Genomic DNA, 21,989 nt, shown 5'->3' on the forward strand with positions numbered 1-21,989 from the left:
ATACCTATAACGATTCGCCTGATGCCCACGACGTTTCATGAGATTCCCCGCAAGCGCCCGACCACGCCCCTGCTGGACCGCGCGAACACGCCGGACGGCCTGCGCCGGTTAGGCGAAGCCGAGCTGGAAACCCTGGCCGATGAGTTGCGCCTGGAATTGCTCTACACGGTCGGTCAGACCGGTGGGCATTTCGGTGCCGGCCTGGGCGTGATCGAGCTGACCATCGCGCTGCATTACGTGTTCGACACCCCGGACGACCGGCTGGTGTGGGACGTGGGTCATCAGGCCTATCCACACAAGATCCTCACCGGTCGTCGCGACCGCATGGGCACCCTGCGCCAGAAGGACGGCATTGCCGCGTTCCCGCGCCGGTCCGAGAGCGAATACGACACCTTTGGCGTCGGCCACTCCAGCACTTCGATCAGCGCCGCGCTAGGCATGGCCATTGCCGCCCGCCTGCAGAACAGCGATCGCAAGGCGATTGCGGTGATCGGCGACGGCGCCCTGACCGCGGGCATGGCGTTCGAGGCGCTGAACCATGCGCCGGAAGTGGACGCCAACATGCTGGTGATCCTCAACGACAACGACATGTCGATCTCGCGCAACGTCGGCGGCCTGTCGAACTATCTGGCGAAGATCCTTTCCAGCCGCACCTACGCGAGCATGCGCGAAGGCAGCAAGAAAGTGCTGTCGCGCCTGCCCGGCGCCTGGGAAATCGCCCGACGCACCGAAGAATACGCAAAAGGCATGCTCGTACCCGGCACCCTGTTCGAAGAACTGGGCTGGAACTACATCGGCCCGATCGATGGCCATGACCTGCCGACCCTGATCGCCACCCTGCGCAACATGCGCGATCTGAAGGGCCCGCAGTTCCTGCACGTCGTCACCAAGAAAGGCAAAGGCTTCGCCCCGGCGGAAGTCGACCCGATCGGTTACCACGCCATCACCAAGCTCGAACCGCTGAACGCTCCGGCCGCCGCGCCGAAAAAGGCCAGCGGGCCGAAATACTCCGGCGTGTTCGGCGAATGGTTGTGCGACATGGCGGCGGTCGATCCGCGCCTGGTGGGCATCACGCCAGCCATGAAGGAAGGCTCCGACCTGGTGGCCTTCAGCGAACGCTTCCCGCAGCGCTACTTCGACGTGGCGATTGCCGAGCAACACGCCGTGACCCTCGCTGCCGGCATGGCCTGCGAAGGCGCAAAACCGGTGGTGGCGATCTACTCGACGTTCCTGCAGCGCGGTTACGATCAGCTGGTTCACGATGTGGCCGTGCAAAACCTCGACGTGCTGTTCGCCATCGATCGCGCGGGCCTGGTGGGTGAAGACGGCCCGACGCATGCCGGCAGCTTCGACCTGTCGTTCCTGCGCTGCATTCCCGGCATGCTGGTGATGACGCCGAGCGACGAAAACGAACTGCGCAAAATGCTCACCACCGGTCATTTGTACGAAGGCCCGGCGGCAGTGCGTTACCCACGTGGCAACGGCCCGAACGCGACCATCGAGAAAGACCTCGAACCGATCGAAATCGGCAAAGGCGTGGTTCGCCGCCAGGGCAGCAAAGTGGCCCTGCTGGTGTTCGGCGTGCAACTGGCCGAGGCGCTGAAAGTCGCCGAGACCCTGGATGCCACTGTGGTCGACATGCGTTTCGTCAAACCCCTCGATGAAGCGCTGGTGCGTGAAATCGCCGCCAGCCACGAGCTGCTGGTGACCGTCGAAGAAAACGCGATCATGGGCGGTGCCGGCGGCGCGGTCAGCGAGTTCCTGGCCCGGGAAAACATCCTCAAGTCGGTGCTGCACCTGGGGTTGCCGGATATCTACGTCGAGCACGCCAAGCCTGCGCAGATGCTGGCGGAGTGTGGGCTGGACGAGGCCGGGATCGAAGCGTCGATTCGCGAACGCCTGCAACTGCTCAACATCTAAACGCAAAACCCTGTGGGAGCGAGCCTGCTCGCGAAAGCGGCCTGACAGTCAATTTGGATGTTGACTGACACGCCGCCTTCGCGAGCAGGCTCGCTCCCACATTGGTTTTTGTGCCAATCAAATTGTGTTCGCTTCAAAGTACCCACGGACTGCCGATGAAACTCTCCCCCCTCGCCCTGACGCTGAGCCTGCTGCCAGCCGGCCCGCTGCTGGCCGATACCTTCGAGCGCGATCAAGCCCTGAAGCTGCCCGACGTACTGATCAGCGCCAACCGCCAGGTCGAAGCACGCAACGACAGCAGTGCCGCCAACACCGTGTTCACCCGCGAAGACATTGATCGGCTGCAACCGAGCAGCGTCACTGATCTGCTGCGGCGCGTACCAGGCGTGCAAATTGCGCAAACCGGCGGGCGCGGCAGTTTGCCGGGGGTCTACATTCGGGGGACGCAATCGGCACAAAGCCTGGTGCTGGTGGACGGCCAGCGGATCGGCAACTCGACCTCCGGCGACAGCAACCTGCAGCACATCAACATCGAACAGGTCGAGCGCGTGGAAGTGCTGCGCGGCTCTCGCTCGGTCATTTACGGCAGCGACGCGATTGGTGGCGTGATCCAGATCTTCACCCGCCGTGGAAGCGAGCCCGGGTTGCGCCCGCAACTACACGTAGGTATGGGCAGCAACCAGACCTGGGAGCGCAGCATCGGCCTGTCCGGCGGTGATGAAAAAACCCGCTTCAACCTCGGGGCCAGCCTCGATGAAACCGCCGGGATCAACCGCACCCATGAGTCCTATCCCAGCGATGGCGACCATGACGCGTACCGCAACCAGTCGTTCAGCCTGAGCCTCAGCCATGCCCTCAGCGACGACATCGAACTAGGCGTTAACCTGCTGGATAACCGTGGCAAAAGCGAATTCGACAACCCGTTCGGCCGCTTCAACCTGGACACGTTCGAGTCGGTCCAGCAGCAGCCCTACAGCGAATTCGACGTCAGCAGTGTCAGCAGCTACGTCGATGCGCGGGTGAACGACATCTGGAAAACCCGCATCGAATTCGGCCACAGCGAAAACCGCGAGAAGACCTTCGACAAGCTCAGCGATGAACGCAGCGTGTTCAACACCTACCGCGATTCCGTGAGCTGGCAGAACGACCTGACACTTGATGAGCGCAACAGCCTGATCCTCGGCGGCGACTGGTATGAAGACCGGGTCAACAGCAGCACGGCATTCGATGAAGACAGCCGCTGGAACCGTGCGGCGTTCATTCAGCATCGCTACCGAACCGACAGTTTCTCCACCGAACTGGGCCTGCGCCGCGACCAGAACCAGCAATTCGGCGGCCAGAACAGCTGGAGCGGGACCTTTACCCTGCCGCTGAACCCGGACAACGACGTGCTGCTGACCTACAGCGAAGGTTTCCGCGCACCGACCTTCAACGACCTGTATTACCCGGACTTCAGCAATCCCGACCTCAAGCCCGAAACCTCTAAAAGCTATGAACTGCAATGGCGCAGCCAATTGACCGAGGACAGTCGCCTGGAAGCTTCGCTGTACCGAACGGACCTGAAAGACGCGATCATCTTCGGCAGCAACTCACGCCCGGAAAACGTTGCCTCGGCGCGAATCAACGGTTTTGAAGCGGCGCTGAAGCAGGAACTGTTTGGCTGGCAGAGCAATCTGGGCGTGGCGATCATCGACCCACGGGACCGCGACACCGGTCATACCCTGGCCCGCCGCGCGCGGCGCACCTTGAGCTGGGACCTGGACCGGCAGTTCGACCGGCTCGGCCTCGGCGCCAGTTGGCAGGCTGTCAGCAGCAGCTATGACGACTTGAACAATCAACAGCCATTGGGCGGCTATGCCTTGCTCGGATTACGCAGCAGTTGGGAGCTCAATCGCGAGATCAAGCTGGAGTTGAAGGTGGATAACCTGCTGGACAAGGGTTACAGCCGGGTACTGTACAGCCATGAAGGCAGTCAGTATGGGTATCGCGAGGAAGGTCGGGCGTGGATGTTCGGGGTGACGTGGACGCCGGAGATCTGATCCGAATTTGTCAGTGATGGGACTGACCTCTTCGCGAGCAGGCTCGCTCCCACAAGGGTTATGCATTGACCACCGATCCACTGTGGGAGCGGGCCTGCTCGCGAAGGGGGCACCTCGGTCTCAGCGGTCGGGCGCGATCAAATGGCACAGTTTGGCGGTCGCCTCGATCATCTGCGCGCTCGGCCGCTCCAGGCCTTTATCCGTCACTAACAACAATTGCCCGTTCATCACCGCCGTCACCTGCGGCCACGCTTCCCACGCGTCCAGTTGCGCCTGATCCCCCGCCAGGATCACCTCGGGATTGCGCTGCAACACCGCTTCCACGCTGACTTGCGGCGCCGGCAGCGTCAGGTCCGCAAACACGTTCCGGGCCCCGCAGACATCAAGCGCATCGCTGATGATCTGCCCACCGCCCACGGTGTACAGCGGCCGATCCCAGACCTGATAAAACACCCGTATAGGCTGATCCCGACGATAGCGCTGACGCAACTCCGCCAGCCGCTGACGCATACCGTCGGCCAATGCAGCCCCACGCTCAGATCGCCCGAGTTGCGTGGCAATCGCTTCGATCTGTTCGGTGAGTTGTGCAAAGGTGTGCGGTTCGGCGACGAACGTGGGGATGTTCAAGCGCTTGAGCTGCTCTCGCTGGGCCGGGCCGACGCTACCTGGCCAGAGCAGCAGCAAATCGGGTTTCAGGCTCAGTAGCCGCTCCATGTCTAGCTGGCCATAGCGGCCAACGGAAGGCAGGTTCTTTAGTTCGGCAGGACGTTCGCCGGCATCCAGCACACCCACCAGCAGGTCGGCTGAACCCAGTTCGACGACGATTTCCGAGAGCGACGGCGCAAGGCTGACCACCCGTTCGACGGCAGCTGCCGAACCACTGAAGGCCAGCAGCCAACATGCCAGCCAGACAGGACGCATCAACCGAGTTGACGCGGAATACGGTAGAGGTAGAACAGCACCGTGGTCGACAGCGCCAGCAGTATCAGCGGCACCGCTTCGAGGCCGACAAACACCGCCAATGCACCGATCCACGCCGGCAGGCCGGCGGCGAGGAACGCCGTGCGCCGCTTGGCCGTCAGGCTGATCCACGCAGCGGGTTCTTCAGGGGTGTCGAGGGCTTTCTGGGTGGCAATCAGCGCATGTTTGTAGCCGCCAAAAAATTTCAGGCTGACAAACATCGAGGCCACACCGGCAATGAACAACGGCATCGCCAGCACCGGCAGAATGGCTTCGCCCTGGCCGAACACACCGTTGATCACGAACAGCGGCAACAGGGCGAGGGCCAGGTATTGCCACCAGTTGACGGACAGTCGCCGCCTCACCTGACCACGGGTCACGCCCGGTCTACCTCGCCCTGATGTTCGTTGCCCATCATGTGGTCGAGTTTGCTGGCCTTGGTCGCCAGATACAGTTTGTTGTGCGGGTTATGGCCAGTGTGCAGCGGCACGCGCTCGGCAACCACGATGCCCATGTCGGTCAAGGCCTTGACCTTGCGCGGGTTGTTGGTCATCAGACGCAGGGATTTCACACCCAGGTGCTCCAGCATCGGCAGGCACATGGCGTAGTCACGCTGGTCGGCGGCAAAGCCCAGACGCTCGTTGGCTTCAACGGTATCGGCACCGCCGTCCTGCAACTCATAGGCGCGGATCTTGTTCAGCAGGCCAATGCCACGGCCTTCCTGGCGCAGGTACAGCAACACGCCACGGCCTTCACGGGCGATGGCCTGCAACGCGGCTTCCAGCTGCGAGCCGCAGTCACAACGCTGGCTGAACAAGGCATCGCCGGTCAGGCACTCGGAGTGCAACCGGCCGAGTACCGGGGCACCGTCGGCGATCTCACCCAGGCTCAGCACAACGTGCTCGCGGCCGGTCGCTTCATCGAGAAAGCCGTGCATGGTGAATTGCGCAAAAGGCGTTGGCAGCTTGGAAGCGGCGACAAAAACGACAGGCACCGGTGTGCTCCTGATCCAAAAGACTGAAGATTCGCTGGGCGGCATTGTAACAGCACGTTCCAGCCGACGCTTAGGCTGAATTATCGAGCATAACCATCAAAAAGTTTGATAACCGGGCTGCCGCAGCCCCTTGTGGGAGCGAGCCTGCTCGCGAAAGCGGACTTCCAGTCGAGGAAAATGTCGGCAGATATACCGTCTTCGCGAGCAGGCTCGCTCCCACAGGGGCAAACACCGGCCATAAAATCCGCGATCAGTTCTCGTCAAACGGATACGGCTGCTTCCAACGCTCGAAGATTGGTTTCAACTCGCCGCTTTTCACCAGTTGTTCCATGCGCTGGTCAAACAGCGCCATCAGCGTGCGGGCCTGGGGTGTCTTGGCGAAACACAGATACAAGGGTAATTCGGCGATATGGGTGCGACGCAACTGGGATGGATCCTTGGCCCGATTGAGGACGTAATCGACCTCGGTCAGCGCATCGATGTAGAAGTCAGCGCGGTTGTGGGTGAGCATCGAGACGATGCCGGTGCGCCGGATCACTTCGTCGTAGCGGCGTACATTGGGCAGGTAGTCCTGGTAATCGTAGCCGCGGACCCAGGCCAATCGATAGTTGCCCAGGGTTTCCGGGGTCGGCACCGGACTGCTGGCCAGCCCCAAGGCATAAATGTGATCGGTGTCGAAATTCCAGTGCGGATAGAGCAGCTCGCTGGACTCGTCGCGATAGGACCCGACGCAGGCGTCCACTTCGCCGCGCTCGGCCAGGCCCATTGAACGCAGGTAGGGCTCGGTGCGGATGTCCAGCTTGACCCCAGCCGGTTCGAAGACCTGCCGCAGTACGTCCCAACCCAACCCGTGACCGTCGGCAGCGGTGTAGTCTTCCCATTCTTCGCTGGCCAGGTGAATCACGGACGGTGTCGTTGCCGACTCCCCGGCGTGGGCGAGTGAGCAAAACAAGGCGAACACCAGCACCATCAACCCGCGTCGAGCCATCCCTAGTTCTCCTGCTTATCGCCTCATGACCACTCCGGTCAGGCGAAAATCCATACCAATCCCTGCATTGCCAACCAGGCAAACACCCCGGCCAGGACGTCATCGAGCATGATCCCGACGCCGCCATGTACATGCCGGTCGATCCAGCGAATCGGCCACGGCTTGAGAATATCGAAGAAGCGGAACATCAGAAAACCCGCCAGCAGCCATTGCCAACCTTCCGGCACCAGCCACAGGGTGATCCACATCCCGACCATCTCGTCCCAGACGATGCCTTCGTGGTCGTGCACACGCAAATCATCGGCCACTTTGCCGCACAGCCAGAAGCCGAACAGCATGGTGATGCCCAGCATCAGCCAATAGCCCCAATCGGGCAACATTTGCCATAACGGAATAAAGGGTAGCGCAACCAACGACCCCCAGGTGCCCGGTGCCTTTGGCAAGGTGCCCGAGCCGAAGCCGAACGCCAGGAAATGCCATGGGTTGCGCCAGACCGAAGGCGGCACGAATTCCGCCGGGACCTGTTTGGGGTGATCTGTCACGGTGTCTCCCGAAAATGTTGATAACCCCGGATTGGCGGGGTGATGTCTTGTCCATCGGCGTCCAGCAGCGTCACGCCCTGCCCGTTCACCACGCGCCCGACCACATGGATCGGCCAGCCGTCGGCCAGTAATGCCGGCAACTCGACGGACGGTAGGGTGAAGGCCAGGACGTAATCGTCACCGCCACTGAGGGCGGCACTTTGCGCGCCCGACTGCCCGAGGAACGCGAGCAGTGCCGCCGACAGCGGCAACCGCTCGCGTTCGACCACAAGGGCGACTTTCGACGCCAGGGCGATGTGCCCGCAATCCGCGAGCAGGCCATCGGAGATATCCAGCGCCGAAGTGGCCTTGCCACGCAACGCCATGCCCAGCCCCAGCTGCGGTTGCGGCGACCAGTAGTGCGCCAGCAGCGGGTCGGCGATGACCGCGTCAGCACTGCGCTCGCCCAGCACCAGCGGCAAGGCCCCGGCCGCATTGCCCAACTCGCCGCCCACGCACAGCAGGTCGCCCGGTTGTGCGCCGCTGCGGGTCAATGCCAACCCACCCGGCACCCGACCGAACACCGTCATGGTCAGGCTCAGCGGCCCCCGGGTGGTATCGCCGCCCACCAGCGCCACGCCGCAGCGTTGGGCCATGAGGTTCAATCCACGGGCATAGGCCTGCAGCCAATCGGTGGTCACCGTCGGCAAGGTCAGGGCAAGGGTAAAGGCAACGGGCGTGGCGCCCATGGCGGCCAGGTCGCTGACCGCAACGGCCAGCGAACGCTGACCGAGCAGAAACGGATCGCAGGGATCTGCGAAATGCACACCGGCCACGAGGGTGTCGGTGGAAATCGCCAACTGCTCCCCAGGGGGAACGGCCAGCAAGGCGCAGTCATCGCCGATCCCGAGGGCAACGCCTTCGCCGCCCTGCGCACAGGGCGCGGCGGCGAAGAAATTGCGGATCAGCTCAAACTCGCCCATGGCTTCGTGCCGACGTTACAAGCGCCAATCAGCGCTTGAACGCCTTCACTTCAGCTTCACGCAGACGCGGGGCCAGCTTGTCGAGCACGCCGTTGACGAACTTGTGGCCATCGGTGGAACCGAAGACCTTGGCCAGTTCGATACCTTCGTTGATCACAACGCGGTAAGGCACGTCGACGCGCTTGAGCAGTTCCCAGGTGGACAGGCGCAAAACCGCCAGTTCAACCGGGTCCAGCTCTTCGATGGTCAAGTCCAGGCAAGGCTTGAGCGCGGTGTCGATTTCAGTCTTGAACTGCGGAACCCCGTGCAGGATTTCGCGGAAGTACGCGCCATCGACATCGGTGAAATCGTTATCGACCCGGAACTGCGCTTCGATCTCGTTCAGCGACTGCTTGGCCATGTGCCATTGGTACAGTGCCTGAGTCGCGAGCTGACGGGCTTCGCGACGCTTGGCGCTTTTCGATGGCTTGCCAGCATCCGCAGGCTTTGGATCGCGCGGGTTGAAACGATCGCTTTCGTCGCTAATCACTTGGCCTCCAACTGCGCCAGCAGGCTGACCATTTCCAGAGCGGACAGGGCAGCTTCGGCACCTTTGTTACCGGCCTTGGTGCCGGAACGTTCGATGGCTTGCTCGATGGAATCAACGGTCAGGACGCCGAAAGCGACCGGAACGCCGAACTCCATGGACACCTGGGCCAGGCCCTTGGTGCATTCGCCCGCCACGTATTCGAAGTGCGGAGTGCCGCCACGAATGACCGCGCCCAGGGCGATGATTGCTGCAAACTCGCCTTTCTGAGCGACTTTCTGCGCAACCAGCGGAATTTCGAAGGCGCCAGGCGCACGGATGATGGTGATGTCGCTTTCGCTCACGCCATGGCGAACCAGGGCATCAACTGCACCGCTGACCAGGCTTTCAACGACGAAGCTGTTGAAACGGCCCACTACCAGAGCGTAGCGGCCTTTAGGGGCGATGAAGGTACCTTCGATGGTCTTCAGGGTCATTCGATAGATCTCTTAAAGAGCCGGGACGCGTCTTCTACGCGCCCCTCAGTGATATTTGAACCGCGAATTCAGGGCCGGAAACAACCGGTCATTATTCGGAGGGCACGTATTCTACAACTTCCAGATCGAAACCGGATATCGCATTAAATTTCATCGGTGCCGACATCAGGCGCATTTTACGCACGCCCAGGTCACGCAGGATCTGCGAACCGGCACCCACGGTGCTGTAGGTGGTCGGCTTTTTCACCGCCAGGTGGTCGGCAGTTTCGCGAATGTGCGCCAGCAATACATCGCCATCCAGTGGGTGGCCGAGCAACAGCACCACACCGCTGCCGGCCTCGGCAACCGCGGACATGGCGGCGCGCAGGCTCCAGCGGCCCGGTTGCTTGACCATCAGCAGGTCGCGCAGCGGGTCCATGTTGTGCACGCGAACCAGGGTCGGTTCTTCGGCGCAGACATTGCCCAGGGTCAGGGCCATGTGCACGTCGCCTTCCACGGAATCACGATAGGTCACCAGGTTGAATTGGCCCAGTTCGCTGTCCAGCGGCTGCTCGGCAATCCGCTGAACGGTACGTTCGTGGATCATGCGGTAGTGAATCAGGTCGGCGATGGTGCCGATCTTGATGTTGTGTTCGGCGGCGAACGCTTCCAGTTCGGCGCGACGGGACATGGTGCCGTCGTCGTTCATCACTTCGCAGATCACGCCGCTCGGCTCGAAACCAGCCATGCGCGCCAGGTCGCAAGCCGCTTCGGTGTGGCCGGCACGGGCCAGGGTGCCGCCGGCCTGGGCCATCAGCGGGAAGATGTGGCCCGGGCTGACAATATCTTCGGCCTTGGCATCACGGGCGGCAGCGGCTTGCACGGTGCGCGCGCGGTCGGCGGCGGAGATACCGGTGGTCACACCGGTGGCCGCTTCGATCGACACGGTGAACTTGGTGCCGAAACCGGAACCGTTGCGCGGCGCCATCAGCGGCAGCTTGAGCAGCTCGCAGCGCTCGCGGGTCATCGGCATGCAGATCAGGCCGCGGGCGTGCTTGGCCATGAAGTTGATGTGCTCGGCCTTGCAGCACTCGGCGGCCATGATCAGGTCGCCTTCGTTCTCGCGGTCTTCGTCATCCATGAGGATGACCATCTTGCCTTGGCGGATGTCTTCAACCAGTTCTTCGATGCTATTGAGCGCCACAAGGCACCCCCATTCTTTTAGAAATTGAGTTTCAGGATTTGAGATAGCCGTTGGCGGCCAGAAAACTTTCGGTAATGTTACTGGAAGTAGGCTCTGCGGCTTTGTCGCCCAACAGCAGGCGTTCCAGATAACGAGCCAGCAAGTCCACTTCCAGATTCACCCGGCGACCCGGCTGGTACGACGCCATGATGGTTTCGCTCAGGGTGTGCGGAATGATGGTCAACAGGAACTCGGCGCCATCGACCGCGTTCACGGTCAGGCTGGTGCCGTCGACAGTGATCGAGCCTTTATGGGCGATGTACTTGGCCAGTTCTTTTGGCGCGCGGATTCGGAACTCCACGGCACGGGCGTTTTCGGTGCGGGCAACCACTTCGCCCACGCCATCGACATGGCCGCTGACCAGATGCCCGCCGAGGCGAGTGGTCGGGGTCAGGGCCTTTTCCAGGTTGACCGGGCTGCCGCTTTTCAGGTCGTTCATGGCGGTGCAGTCGAGGGTTTCGCGACTGACGTCCGCCGCAAAGCCGTTACCCGGCAATTCAACGGCGGTCAGGCACACGCCATTGACCGCGATGCTGTCGCCCAGCTTGACGTCGCTCAGGTCGAGCTTGCCGGTTTCTACATGGACCCGCACATCTCCGCCTTTTGGGGTCAATGCACGAATACTGCCGATGGATTCGATGATGCCGGTGAACATGGGGTTCTCCTCGAGAACAGGGCCAGCGCTGTAGCGATGGCCGGGAATTATACGCTCGCCGCTGGCGAAGGAATGGCAATGACTCGCCAGTCATCGCCCACCGCGCGAATTTCAGTGATTTTCAGTTCAGGCGCATCCTTCATATAGGCCAGCGGCCAGTCCAGCAGCGGCCGTGCCGAGGAACCCAGAAACTTGCCGGCAATGAAAATCTGGAACTCATCCACCAGCCCGAGCTGAGCGAAAGCGCCGGCCAGCCGCGGACCGGCCTCGACCAACACTTCGTTGACATCACGGTTGGCGAGCTCGACCAACAGCTGGCGCAAATCGACCTGGCCATCGTAGCCGGGCACGATCAGGCATTCCGGACCGTTTGCATATTGCTCTTCCACTGCCACGCAGGTGGCGACCAGCGCCGGGCCGGCCTTGAAGAACGGTGCATCCAGCGGCACCCGCAGGCGGCCGTCGACCAGCACGCGCAGCGGCGGACGGCTCATGACCAAAGCGGTTTGATCGGCATCCAGTCCCAGCTCATCGGCACGCACGGTCAAACGGGCATTGTCGGCCAGCACCGTATCGGCACCGGTCAGCACTACACTGGCCTGGGCACGCAACCGCTGAACCGCCGAACGCGCCGCCGGGCCGGTAATCCACTGGCTTTCGCCACTTTCCATCGCCGTGCGACCGTCCAGGCTCATGGCCAGCTTGACCCGTACGAATGGCAAGCCGTGCTCCATGCGCTTGAGAAAGCCCTGATTGAGCTTGCGCGCCTCGGTTTCCAGCACGCCGCTTTCGGTCACGATGCCGGCCTGTTCCAGGCGTTGCAGGCCACGGCCGGCGACTTCCGGGTTCGGGTCCTGCATCGCGGCAACCACCCGTGCAAGGCCAGCATTGACCAGCGCATCGGCGCAGGGCGGCGTGCGGCCGTGGTGGCTGCAAGGTTCGAGGGTCACGTAAGCCGTAGCGCCCCGGGCCAGTTCACCGGCCGCGCGCAAGGCGTGGACTTCGGCGTGGGGTTCACCAGCGCGCACATGCCAGCCTTCGCCGACGATTTGCCCGTCACGCACGATCACGCAGCCAACCCGCGGATTGGGGTGTGTCGTGAAGTGACCTTTACGCGCCAATTCCAGCGCGCGGGCCATGTAATGGGCGTCGAGGATCGCTTGTTCGGCGGATGTGGTCATTCTTTCACCGGCTCACGGGCCAGGCGATCGATCTCTTCGCGGAACTCGTTGAGGTCCTGGAAGCGGCGATACACCGAAGCGAAGCGGATATAGGCGACTTCATCGAGCTTTTTCAGCTCGGCCATCACCAGTTCACCGACCACGAGCGACTTGACCTCGCGTTCGCCGGTGGCGCGCAGTTTGTGTTTGATGTGCACCAGCGACGATTCGAGGCGCTCGACACTCACCGGGCGCTTCTCCAGCGCGCGCTGCATGCCGGCGCGGAGTTTTTCTTCGTCGAACGGCTGGCGACTGCCGTCGGTTTTGATCAGGCGCGGCAACACCAGTTCAGCGGTTTCGAACGTCGTGAAACGTTCGCCGCAGGCCAGGCATTCACGCCGGCGGCGCACCTGTTCGCCCTCGGCGACCAGACGCGAGTCGATGACCTTGGTGTCGTTGGCACCGCAGAAGGGACAGTGCATGGTGGCAGGCAACAAAAAAAGGGAGGGCCATGGTAGCGCATCCCGGTGGCAAGACAAGCCATAGGGTTTGCGGTATACAGACTGGCAATAGATGGACTACACCTTGCTGGAGCCGTAAATGTCCCTAAAACCGCTGGTTTTACTCAGTCTTTTCAGCCTGTTGGTGGCCTGCAGCAGCGATGCGCCCCAGCCCCAGCCGCCGACGCCCGGCCCTGCGCCGCAACAAGCACAGAAAAAAGCCAGGGAAGCCGCCCAGTTGGGCCCGCTACCGGCTTATCAACGGGAATTGAGCGGCACCTTGCAAGGCGTCCCGGCCGGTGCCGAGGTGGAACTGGCCTTGCTGGTGATCGACGAAAAAGACCGGCCGCAACAATTGCTCGCCAGTTCGAACCTGATTGGCACCAATCAAGTCTTGCCGTTTCACCTGCGCTTCAACCCGGATGCCTTTCCGGTCGGCGCACGGGTTGAACTGCGGGGTCGCGCCAGCCAGTCCGGCCAGTTGATCCTGCATCTGCCGTCGCAACTGATCACTCAACCCACCACCCAGACGCTGGGCCAACTGCAATTCGTCAAAGCCCCATGAGTGCACCGCTCGACCTGCAACAGGCATTGAGTGAACTGCTCGGCGATGCGCGACTGGTGGCCTGCGACCTGCCAGGGACCGACCTGAAGTTGTGGCTGATCGACGGCGACAACATGGACCGTGCCTTCAGCCCGGAAGAAACCCGACGCATCCTGCATGAGCCACCCTACTGGAGTTTCTGCTGGGCCAGCGGCCTGGCCGTGGCTCGCTACCTCGCCGAATTCCCCGAATGGGTCAAAGGCAAACGGGTGCTGGATTTTGGCGCCGGTTCCGGGGTGGCGGGGATTGCCGCAGTAAAGGCCGGGGCCTTGGAAGTGGTGGCCTGCGACCTCGACCCGCTGGCGATTGCGGCCTGCCGGGCGAATGCCGAGCTCAATGACGTACAGCTCACCTATTCGACGGATTTCTTCGCCGAGGCCGATCGCTTTGATCTGATTCTGGTGGCGGATGTCTTGTACGACCGGGCCAACTTGCCGTTGCTCGATGAATTTCTCAGTCGCGGCCGGGAAGCGCTGGTGGCGGATTCGCGGGTGCGGGATTTCCGGCATCCGCTGTATCGGCGTATCGAAATGCTCGAAGCCATGACCTTGCCGGATCTGTGTGAGCCGGAAGAGTTTCGGCATGTGAGCCTCTACCATGCGCGGCGCTAGTTAAAAGCTTCGCGAGCAGGCTCGCTCCCACAATGGGTTTGCGGCGCTCACCAACTCCCCGTGGGAGCGAGCCTGCTCGCGAAGACGTCCTGTCAGACGACACGCCTCTCAACGGCCACCCCGCTTCCGGCCACCCCCCGCCAGGCCGTATAGTTGCCCCATTCACGCTTTTATGAGATCCCCCATGAGTCAGCAAACGCCGTACATCTTCGACGCCACGACTGCCGATTTCGACCAGTCGGTGATCGAGAACTCTTTCCACAAACCGGTGCTGGTGGATTTCTGGGCCGAATGGTGTGCGCCATGCAAGGTGCTGATGCCGATGCTGCAGGCCATCACCGAGAGCTATCAGGGTGAGTTACTGCTGGCCAAGGTCAACTGCGACATCGAGCAAGACATCGTTGCCCGTTTCGGTATCCGCAGCCTGCCGACCGTGGTGCTGTTCAAGGATGGTCAGCCTGTCGATGGCTTTGCCGGTGCGCAGCCGGAATCGGCTGTACGCGCCCTGCTCGAACCTCATGTGAAGATGCCGCCACCGGCCGCCGCCGACCCATTCGAACAGGCCCAGGCGCTGTTCGACGACAGCCGTTTCGCCGACGCCGAAGCCATCCTCAAAGTGCTGCTGGGCGAAGACAACACCAATGCCAAGGCACTGATTCTCTACGCACGCTGCCTGACCGAACGCGGTGAGCTGGGCGAAGCCCAGGCCGTGCTCGACGCGGTCAAGAGTGATGAGCACAAGGCTGCCCTGGCTGGCGCCAAGGCGCAGATCAAGTTTCTCGGCCAGGCCAAGGACCTGCCCGACGCCGCCGACCTGAAAGCCAGGCTGGCGAAAAATCCGCAGGACGATGAGGCGGTCTATCAACTGGCGGTGCAGCAACTGGCCCGCCAGCAGTACGACGCGGCGCTGGATGGCTTGCTCAAGCTGTTCATGCGTAACCGCAGCTACAGCGAAGGCCTGCCGCACAAGACCTTGCTGCAGGTGTTCGAACTGCTGGGCAATGACCATCCGCTGGTGACCACCTACCGTCGCAAGCTATTTGCAGCGCTGTATTAACAAGCCCCTGTAGGAGCGAGCTTGCTCGCGATGGTCGTGAACGAAAACACGGTCATCCTGAATTAACGCGGCGTCTGTGCGTTTTTCGCGAGCAGGCTCGCTCCTACAACCAGCGGTAAATCGGCGTATCGCCGCCGTTCTCCACCTTCACATCCGCGCTATGGCGCAAACGCACCAACAGGCGTTTGCCCGACGCCGCGCTGCCAGTCAAACCTTCCAGCTGCTCAAGCAGATCCGGCCCGGTCAATTGCCCGGCGTTGCGCAGCAGATCCCTGGCGATCTGCCACAGCGCGTCATCCTGGTTCAGCGGTTTGACCGGCGCGGCACTGACCGGGGCTTTTTCCACCTGCAACTGCGCGCCAAGCCGCGCCCAATCGGCGTCATCCATCTCCAGCGTCAAATCCACCGGCCAGTCGCCGATGCTTCCGCGAATTCGCAACATAGATCTGCTCCCGCACATTTCTTCACTCGCATGCTCCCATGGGACTTGTGCAACGCCAAGCAGGCAGTCAAACTCTCCGCATCTACGTTATAAGATTACATAACATTTTCTTCATTTTACTTATCGGAGACTCGTCCATGCGCCGTCTGCTGCTCGCTTTGCCGTTTGCCTTGTTGCCGCTGGCTGTCGCCCAGGCCGCCGACGAGCATGATCACGACCATGAGCACGGCAGCCTCAGCGCTCACGAGCATGGTGTCGGTCGACTCAACGCGGCGCTGGATGGCCAAACCCTGGAGCTGGAACTGGAAAGCCCGGCGATGAACCTGGTGGGCTTCGAACATGCCGCCACCACTGAGGCCGACAAGGCCAAGGTCACTGCAGCCCGCGCTCAGCTTGAAAAGCCAGTGGCGCTGTTCAACCTGCCCAAAGCCGCCGGATGCGTGGTGGCAAGTCAGGAACTCAATAGCCCGCTGTTCGGCGACAAGCCCGATGCCGACGACGACCACGACGAAGACGCCAAGGATGAGCATCACCACGATCACAGCGAAATCCACGCTCACTACCAGTTCACCTGCGCCACGCCTGGTGCACTGAAAACCCTGGATCTGGCGAACATTTTCAACACATTCCCGGCCACACAGAAAATTCAGGTACAACTGATCGGCCCGAGCGGGCAGCAAGGGGTTGAAGTGACGGCCAAGGCGGCCTCCCTCAACTTCTGAATCCACGTAGATCCCCTTGTAGGAGCTAGCTTGCTCGCGATGGTCGTGAACGAAAACACGGCCAGCCTGAATGAACCTGGCGTCTGTGCGTTTTTCGCGATCAAGCTCGCTCCTACAAGGGTTCACCTATTACCTGACCGGTTACACATGACCCAAGCACTCATCGAACTGTCCGACCTGGGCTTCAGTTGGCCCGGTCACCCGCCGCTGCTGGATATCCCGGCCTTCCGCCTGGAAGCGGGAGAAACCCTGTTCCTCAAAGGCCCCAGCGGCAGCGGCAAGACCACCCTGCTCGGCCTGCTCGGCGGCGTGCAAAAGCCTGATCGCGGCAGCATCCGCCTGCTCGGCCAGGAGCTGACGCAACTGTCGGCTGGTGCCCGCGACCATTTCCGCGTCGATCACACCGGTTACATCTTCCAGCAGTTCAACCTGCTGCCGTTTCTGTCGGTGCGCGAAAACGTCGAACTGCCCTGCCACTTCTCGAAGCTCCGGGCCGGACGGGCGAAACAGCGCCATGGCAGCGTCGACAAAGCAGCAGCCACCTTGCTCGCCCACTTGGGTTTGAAGGATGAACACATCCTCAGTCGCCGCGCCGACTCGCTGTCCATCGGCCAGCAGCAACGGGTCGCCGCCGCCCGCGCCCTGATCGGTCAGCCGGAACTGGTCATCGCCGACGAACCGACCTCCGCCCTGGATTACGACGCACGGGAAAATTTCATTCGCCTGCTGTTCGCCGAATGCCGCGAGGCCGGGTCGAGCCTGTTGTTCGTCAGCCATGACCAGAGCCTCGCGCCGCTGTTCGATCGCCACCTGTCGCTGGCCGAACTCAATCGCGCCGCCACGTCTTCCGAGGTCTGAGATGTATTTGTTTCGTCTAGCCATGGCCAGCCTGGCTAACCGCCGCTTCACCGCGATCCTCACCGCATTCGCCATCGCCCTGTCGGTGTGCCTGCTGCTGGCTGTGGAGCGGGTGCGCACCGAAGCCAAGGCCAGTTTCGCCAGCACCATCAGTGGCACCGACCTGATCGTCGGCGCGCGCTCAGGCTCGGTGAACCTGCTGCTGTACTCGGTATTCCGCATCGGTAACGCGACCAACAACATCCGTTGGGACAGTTTCGAACACTTCGCCAGCAACCCGAAAGTGAAGTGGGCAATCCCGATGTCCCTCGGCGATTCCCATCGCGGTTATCGGGTGATGGGCACCACCGAGGCCTATTTCGAGCACTACCAGTACGGTCGCCAGCAACACCTGGAACTGGCCGATGGCCGTGCTTTCGCAACCGACCCGTTCGAAGTGGTGCTCGGCGCCGAAGTGGCGGATGCACTGCACTACAAACTCGGCGACAAACTGGTGCTTGCCCACGGCGTCGCGGCGATCAGCCTGGTCAAACATGACGACAAGCCGTTCACGGTGGTCGGCATTCTCAAGCGCACCGGCACGCCGGTGGACCGCACGCTGCACATCAGCCTCGGCGGCATGGAAGCGATTCACATCGACTGGCATAACGGCGTTCCTGCTCGCGGCAACGGGAGGATCAGTGCCGATCAGGCGCGCAACATGGACCTGACGCCACAGACGATCACGGCGTTCATGCTCGGCCTCAACAACAAGATTTCGACCTTTGCCTTGCAGCGCGAAATCAACGAATTCCGTGGCGAACCGATGCTGGCGATCTTGCCGGGCGTGGCGCTGCAAGAGCTGTGGAGCTTGATGGGCACGGCGGAAAAAGCCTTGTTCGTGGTGTCGCTGTTTGTGGTGCTGACCGGATTGATCGGCATGCTCACGGCGATTCTCACCAGCCTCAACGAACGCCGCCGCGAGATGGCCATTCTGCGTTCGGTGGGTGCGCGACCCTGGCACATCGCGACGTTGCTGGTGCTGGAGGCGCTTGCCCTCGCGCTGGCCGGCGTGATCGCCGGGGTGGCGCTGCTGTATGTGGGCATCGCCGCCGCACAGGGTTACGTGCAAGCCAATTACGGACTGTTTCTGCCGCTGGCGTGGCCGAGTGAGTATGAATGGACGCTGCTGGCTGGCATCCTGATCGCCGCGCTGCTGATGGGCAGCGTTCCGGCCTGGCGTGCCTATCGCCAATCCCTGGCCGATGGCCTGTCGATCCGTTTATGAGGACGTTGAAAATGCCCCGCGCTCTGCTCGCGCTGTTGATGCTGGTCGCCCTGCCGCTATGGGCGGGCGAGCCGAAGGAGCTGACCTGGTCGGAAATGATCCCGCCGGACGCCCCGCCGGAAGTACCGAACATGACGCCGCTTCACGACCTGTCGAAGATGAGCAATACCCTGTCCGCCGAGTCCGCGCCCGCCGCCAGACAGGACATGCCCAACGCGCCGGTGGTCAAGGCCCTCGATGGCCAGAACATTCGCTTGCCGGGGTACATCGTGCCGCTGGAAGTGAGTGAAGAAGGCCGCACCACGGACTTTCTGCTGGTGCCGTATTTCGGTGCCTGCATCCACGTACCGCCACCACCGTCGAACCAGATCGTGCACGTCAAAAGCGAAGTGGGCGTGAAGCTCGACGAGTTGTATCAGCCGTACTGGATCGAAGGCGCGATGCAGGTCAAACCGTCCACCAGCGAGTTGGCGGATGCCGGATATCAGATGGAGGCGGACAAGATTTATCTGTACGAATTGCCGGAGTGAATCTGGCACTCATGTGTTGATAGTCAGGACGCCATCGCGGGCAAGCCCGCTCCCACAGGGTTCAGCGATCACCTGTGGGAGCGGGCCTGCTCGCGAAGGGGCCATCAGAAATACCTGAATCGGCAACCCATCACCGTTTTCTTGAGCTGAGTCAAAAGACCGAATCGTTAGCCGCCTTACCATTGGACATCAAAAATTTTTAACGTCCTTTGGAGCCCCCATGAACAAGTCCTTGCTCGGCGCCACGCTGTTTGCCCTCGCGCTCGCAGCCCCGCTCGCCCACGCCCACGAAAAAGGCGACATCCTCTTGCGTGCCGGCGCGATCACTGTCGACCCGAATACCGACAGCTCCACCGTCAAGGTCGATCAGGGCCCATTGAGCGGTGCCGATCTGGGTGGCAAGGCGACGCTGAGCAGCGACACGCAACTGGGCCTGAACTTCGCCTACATGATCACCGATCACCTGGGCATCGAATTGCTGGCGGCCACGCCGTTCGAGCATGACGTAAAACTCAAGGGCACCGCCCTGAGCGCAGCCAACGGCAAGCTCGGCAGCTTCAATCAACTGCCGCCGACCCTGAGCCTGGTGTACTACCCGCTCGACTCCAAGTCCGCGTTCCAGCCCTATGTCGGTGCTGGCGTCAACTACACCTGGATGTACGACGAACACCTGAGCAGCGAAGCCCGCGCCAATGGTTTCAGCAACTTCAACACCAAAAACTCCTGGGGCATGGCCTGGCAGGTCGGTGCCGACTACATGCTGACCGACCACATCCTGCTCAACGCCCAGCTGCGCTACATCGACATCGACACCCGCGCGACCGTGGAAAACAACGCCGTCGCACCGGGCACCCGGGCACGGGTGAACGTGGATGCGGACCCGTTCGTCTACATGGTGGGTGTGGGCTACAAGTTCTAAAGAATGGTCACGTGGTGGTGAACCTGGCCAGGGAAACACATTGCCCTAGAAGCAATCTCCGGCCACAAAAAAGGCGCCTCTCAAGGGCGCCTTTTTTGTGGGTTTGAAAAATATCAGCGGCCCAGCAGCCGCGCCAGGCCGACACTGATCGGGGTCTGCTGCGGGCGAGTAAAACGTTCGAGCAAACGCCGGTTGTTCGCCCGTGAATGACGGATATCACCCGAGCGGGCCGGGCCGTAGTTCACCGCTGGCAAATCACCGATGACCGCCTTCAATGCCTCAAGCAGTTGCTTGAGCGTCGTCGCCTGATTCCAGCCGACGTTGACCGCTCCGACATCCACCTGCGGTTTTTCGATGGCTTGCACCAACAGATTCACCAGGTCTTCAACGTAGACAAAATCCCGCGTCTGCTCACCGTCGCCAAACACGGTGATCGGCAGGCCCTTCTGTGCGCGCTCGCTGAAAATGCTGATCACCCCGGAGTACGGCGAGGATGGATCCTGGCGTGGGCCGAAGATATTGAAGAAGCGAAAAACTGCCGGTTCCAGCCCATGCTGACGCCGGTAGAAATCGAAGTAATGCTCGCTCGCCAGTTTGTCCGACGCGTAGGGCGTCAACGGTGCCTTGGGCGTGTCTTCGTCGATCGACTCGCCTTCGCCATTGTTGCCATACACCGCCGCGCTGGAAGCAAACAGCACACGCTTGACGCCCGACTGGCGCATGGCTTCACAGACATTCAGCGAACCGATGAAATTGCTCTGGTGTGTCTTGACCGGGTCGTCCACCGAGGCCTGTACCGAGGCCACGGCGGCCAGGTGTGCCACGGCGCTGCAACCGACCATCGCCCGTGCCACCAGCGCGGCATCGGCGACATCGCCGACGATCAGCTGGACCTTGGGATTATCCAGCGGCAGGTTGCTGCGTTTGCCGGTGGAGAGGTCGTCGAGAATCCGGATCGAATACCCCTTGGCGAGCAAGGCATCGGTCAGGTGCGAGCCAATGAAACCGGCGCCGCCGGTGATCAGGATGGGGCCGTCAGCCATGGCGATAGAACCTGTCCAGTAGGCCCGGAAGCGCCGCTCGCCATGCGCGCGGCTTGATCCCGAACGTGTGCAGAATTTTCTTGCAGGCCAGCACCGCATGCTGCGGTTCTTCGGCGGCATCGGGCCGCGCAGCGTGAGCCTGGGCGGTCGGCGCTTCCACGGCCAGCGGATGCAGTGCACGCGCTTCGGTGAGGATCGCCTGCCCCAGCGCCAGCGGCGTGGTCGCCTCGTGCCCTGCGTAGTGGTAAGTCCCCCACAACGGCGCGGAACAGTCGAGTTGCTTGAGTACCGAAATGATCACCCGGGCGGCGTCGTCCACCGGCGTCGGATTGCCTCGGCGATCGTCGGCCATCAGCAATTCTTCAGGATGTTCGGCCCGACCGAGGAAACGCCCGAGGGTGCCGTCGGGGCTGTCATCGAGCAGCCAGCCGAAACGCAGCAACACGTGCTGCGGACAGGTGGCGCGCACGCTTTGCTCGATCCGCCACAAGGCCTGACCGCGCAGGCCCAGGGGTACCGGCTCGTCTTTCTCGCTGTAAGCGGTGGCGCGGGAGCCATCGAACACGCGATAACTCGAGGGTTGCAACAGAACGATGTTGTGATGCTGGCACAATTCGGCCAGGCGCTCGACCGCCCGCTCCTGCCCGGCCAGACGCTGCTCGCTGACCGCTTCGGCCTGGAACCAGTCGAAGTAGTAGGCAAGGTTGATCAACGCGTCCGGACGGGTGTCGTCGAGCAGTTGCGTCAGGCTCGCGGCGTCCCAGCCGTCTTGCGGCGGACGGGGGGCGAGGAAACCGATGTCTTCCTCCGCACCGAGGCGAATCAGCGCCTGCCCAAGGGCATTTCCGCCGCCCAGTAACATAAGGCGCATTCGCATAGAGTCAGCAGGCCCAGTCTGATTGAAACAATGGTTTTATCGACAGCGCTTGCGGGCGATGTCGTCGATCGTTGCCAGAATCGTTGCATTTTGCGGGTTTAGTGCGCAACCGTCA

At 62.0% G+C, this 21,989-nt stretch carries 25 protein-coding genes; 10 read left to right on the forward strand and 15 right to left on the reverse strand.

From position 1 onward, the window contains the following. Nucleotides 1–21 precede the first annotated feature (21 nt). Nucleotides 22–1,920, forward strand: coding sequence for a 1-deoxy-D-xylulose-5-phosphate synthase (dxs, locus tag HNQ83_RS05070; RefSeq protein WP_175387966.1), 1,899 nt, complete (start codon nt 22–24; stop codon nt 1,918–1,920). Nucleotides 1,921–2,075: 155 nt separating this feature from the next. Beyond that, nucleotides 2,076–3,959 (forward strand): TonB-dependent receptor domain-containing protein, encoded by a 1,884-nt coding sequence (locus tag HNQ83_RS05075; protein WP_175387967.1) that lies wholly within the window; start codon nt 2,076–2,078, stop codon nt 3,957–3,959. Between the two features lie 120 nt (nt 3,960–4,079). On the opposite strand, the gene HNQ83_RS05080 is transcribed toward HNQ83_RS05075, so the two are convergent. From HNQ83_RS05080 to nrdR, 12 genes are all read right to left on the reverse strand, one after another. Continuing rightward, nucleotides 4,080–4,880 carry a cobalamin-binding protein gene (locus HNQ83_RS05080; protein WP_175387968.1) on the reverse strand — a complete coding sequence of 267 codons (801 nt, stop codon included), beginning with the start codon at nt 4,878–4,880 and terminating at the stop codon, nt 4,080–4,082. Continuing rightward, nucleotides 4,880–5,299 carry an MFS transporter gene (locus HNQ83_RS05085; RefSeq protein WP_175387969.1) on the reverse strand — a complete coding sequence of 140 codons (420 nt, stop codon included), beginning with the start codon at nt 5,297–5,299 and terminating at the stop codon, nt 4,880–4,882. Before HNQ83_RS05085 ends, HNQ83_RS05080 begins: the two co-directional genes overlap by 1 nt. After that, the gene (ribA, locus tag HNQ83_RS05090; protein ID WP_044465292.1) at nt 5,296–5,913 is read right to left on the reverse strand and encodes a GTP cyclohydrolase II; all 618 of its coding nucleotides are present in this window, start codon (nt 5,911–5,913) and stop codon (nt 5,296–5,298) included. Before ribA ends, HNQ83_RS05085 begins: the two co-directional genes overlap by 4 nt. Before the next feature lie 250 nt (nt 5,914–6,163). Further along, nucleotides 6,164–6,901 (reverse strand): ABC transporter substrate-binding protein, encoded by a 738-nt coding sequence (locus HNQ83_RS05095; protein ID WP_175387970.1) that lies wholly within the window; start codon nt 6,899–6,901, stop codon nt 6,164–6,166. A gap of 38 nt (nt 6,902–6,939) precedes the next feature. Further along, a complete protein-coding gene (locus tag HNQ83_RS05100; protein WP_137804417.1) occupies nt 6,940–7,443 on the reverse strand; it encodes a phosphatidylglycerophosphatase A in 504 nt (167 codons plus the stop codon). Beyond that, complete coding sequence (thiL, locus tag HNQ83_RS05105; RefSeq protein ID WP_175387971.1) at nt 7,440–8,405, reverse strand: thiamine-phosphate kinase; 966 nt, start codon at nt 8,403–8,405, stop codon at nt 7,440–7,442. Before thiL ends, HNQ83_RS05100 begins: the two co-directional genes overlap by 4 nt. 28 nt (nt 8,406–8,433) lie before the next feature. Then, nucleotides 8,434–8,934 carry a transcription antitermination factor NusB gene (gene nusB, locus HNQ83_RS05110; RefSeq protein WP_095197200.1) on the reverse strand — a complete coding sequence of 167 codons (501 nt, stop codon included), beginning with the start codon at nt 8,932–8,934 and terminating at the stop codon, nt 8,434–8,436. Next, nucleotides 8,931–9,407, reverse strand: a complete 477-nt coding sequence (gene ribE / locus HNQ83_RS05115) for a 6,7-dimethyl-8-ribityllumazine synthase (protein WP_003228649.1) — start codon at nt 9,405–9,407, stop codon at nt 8,931–8,933. The genes nusB and ribE overlap by 4 nt, the downstream gene beginning before the upstream one ends. 91 nt (nt 9,408–9,498) lie before the next feature. Further along, a complete protein-coding gene (ribBA, locus tag HNQ83_RS05120; protein WP_175387972.1) occupies nt 9,499–10,590 on the reverse strand; it encodes a bifunctional 3,4-dihydroxy-2-butanone-4-phosphate synthase/GTP cyclohydrolase II in 1,092 nt (363 codons plus the stop codon). Nucleotides 10,591–10,621: 31 nt separating this feature from the next. Then, a complete protein-coding gene (locus tag HNQ83_RS05125) occupies nt 10,622–11,284 on the reverse strand; it encodes a riboflavin synthase (protein WP_008033746.1) in 663 nt (220 codons plus the stop codon). Between the two features lie 47 nt (nt 11,285–11,331). Next, a complete protein-coding gene (ribD, locus tag HNQ83_RS05130) occupies nt 11,332–12,465 on the reverse strand; it encodes a bifunctional diaminohydroxyphosphoribosylaminopyrimidine deaminase/5-amino-6-(5-phosphoribosylamino)uracil reductase RibD (RefSeq protein ID WP_175387973.1) in 1,134 nt (377 codons plus the stop codon). Next, nucleotides 12,462–12,926 carry a transcriptional regulator NrdR gene (nrdR, locus tag HNQ83_RS05135; RefSeq protein ID WP_007906838.1) on the reverse strand — a complete coding sequence of 155 codons (465 nt, stop codon included), beginning with the start codon at nt 12,924–12,926 and terminating at the stop codon, nt 12,462–12,464. The genes ribD and nrdR overlap by 4 nt, the downstream gene beginning before the upstream one ends. 118 nt (nt 12,927–13,044) lie before the next feature. Between nrdR and HNQ83_RS05140 the strand changes: the two genes are divergently transcribed. The 3 genes from HNQ83_RS05140 (at nt 13,045) to trxA (ending at nt 15,216) form a co-directional block, all read left to right on the forward strand. Next, complete coding sequence (locus tag HNQ83_RS05140) at nt 13,045–13,509, forward strand: YbaY family lipoprotein (RefSeq protein ID WP_175387974.1); 465 nt, start codon at nt 13,045–13,047, stop codon at nt 13,507–13,509. After that, entirely contained in the window at nt 13,506–14,159 is a 654-nt protein-coding gene (locus HNQ83_RS05145; protein WP_175387975.1) for a methyltransferase, read from the forward strand. The genes HNQ83_RS05140 and HNQ83_RS05145 overlap by 4 nt, the downstream gene beginning before the upstream one ends. Nucleotides 14,160–14,343: 184 nt before the next feature. Then, complete coding sequence (trxA, locus tag HNQ83_RS05150) at nt 14,344–15,216, forward strand: thioredoxin (RefSeq protein WP_175387976.1); 873 nt, start codon at nt 14,344–14,346, stop codon at nt 15,214–15,216. A 103-nt stretch (nt 15,217–15,319) separates the two neighbouring features. On the opposite strand, the gene HNQ83_RS05155 is transcribed toward trxA, so the two are convergent. Continuing rightward, a complete protein-coding gene (locus HNQ83_RS05155) occupies nt 15,320–15,658 on the reverse strand; it encodes a hypothetical protein (protein WP_175387977.1) in 339 nt (112 codons plus the stop codon). A gap of 137 nt (nt 15,659–15,795) precedes the next feature. On the opposite strand from HNQ83_RS05155, the gene HNQ83_RS05160 reads away from it, so the two are divergent. From HNQ83_RS05160 to HNQ83_RS05180, 5 genes are all read left to right on the forward strand, one after another. After that, nucleotides 15,796–16,380, forward strand: coding sequence for a DUF2796 domain-containing protein (locus HNQ83_RS05160; RefSeq protein WP_175387978.1), 585 nt, complete (start codon nt 15,796–15,798; stop codon nt 16,378–16,380). 147 nt (nt 16,381–16,527) lie between these two features. Continuing rightward, the gene (locus tag HNQ83_RS05165; RefSeq protein WP_175387979.1) at nt 16,528–17,238 is read left to right on the forward strand and encodes an ABC transporter ATP-binding protein; all 711 of its coding nucleotides are present in this window, start codon (nt 16,528–16,530) and stop codon (nt 17,236–17,238) included. A gap of 1 nt (nt 17,239) precedes the next feature. Beyond that, nucleotides 17,240–18,505, forward strand: coding sequence for an ABC transporter permease (locus HNQ83_RS05170; protein ID WP_175387980.1), 1,266 nt, complete (start codon nt 17,240–17,242; stop codon nt 18,503–18,505). Nucleotides 18,506–18,516: 11 nt separating this feature from the next. Continuing rightward, nucleotides 18,517–19,035 carry a DUF3299 domain-containing protein gene (locus HNQ83_RS05175; RefSeq protein ID WP_175387981.1) on the forward strand — a complete coding sequence of 173 codons (519 nt, stop codon included), beginning with the start codon at nt 18,517–18,519 and terminating at the stop codon, nt 19,033–19,035. A gap of 220 nt (nt 19,036–19,255) precedes the next feature. Continuing rightward, nucleotides 19,256–19,954, forward strand: a complete 699-nt coding sequence (locus HNQ83_RS05180; protein WP_175387982.1) for an OmpW family protein — start codon at nt 19,256–19,258, stop codon at nt 19,952–19,954. Nucleotides 19,955–20,067: 113 nt separating this feature from the next. Here the strand turns inward: HNQ83_RS05180 and HNQ83_RS05185 are convergent, their stop codons facing one another. Together HNQ83_RS05185 and HNQ83_RS05190 are read right to left on the reverse strand one after the other, a co-directional pair. Continuing rightward, nucleotides 20,068–20,997, reverse strand: a complete 930-nt coding sequence (locus HNQ83_RS05185; protein WP_175387983.1) for an NAD-dependent epimerase/dehydratase family protein — start codon at nt 20,995–20,997, stop codon at nt 20,068–20,070. Continuing rightward, on the reverse strand, nt 20,990–21,874 hold the full coding sequence (locus HNQ83_RS05190) for a sugar nucleotide-binding protein (protein ID WP_175387984.1): 885 nt from the start codon (nt 21,872–21,874) through the stop codon (nt 20,990–20,992). The genes HNQ83_RS05185 and HNQ83_RS05190 overlap by 8 nt, the downstream gene beginning before the upstream one ends. Between the last annotated feature and the right edge of the window lie 115 nt (nt 21,875–21,989).

Origin of the sequence: Pseudomonas sp. C2B4 (genome assembly GCF_013359695.1) — a bacterium.
In the GTDB taxonomy this organism is placed as follows: Bacteria; Pseudomonadota; Gammaproteobacteria; order Pseudomonadales; family Pseudomonadaceae; genus Aquipseudomonas.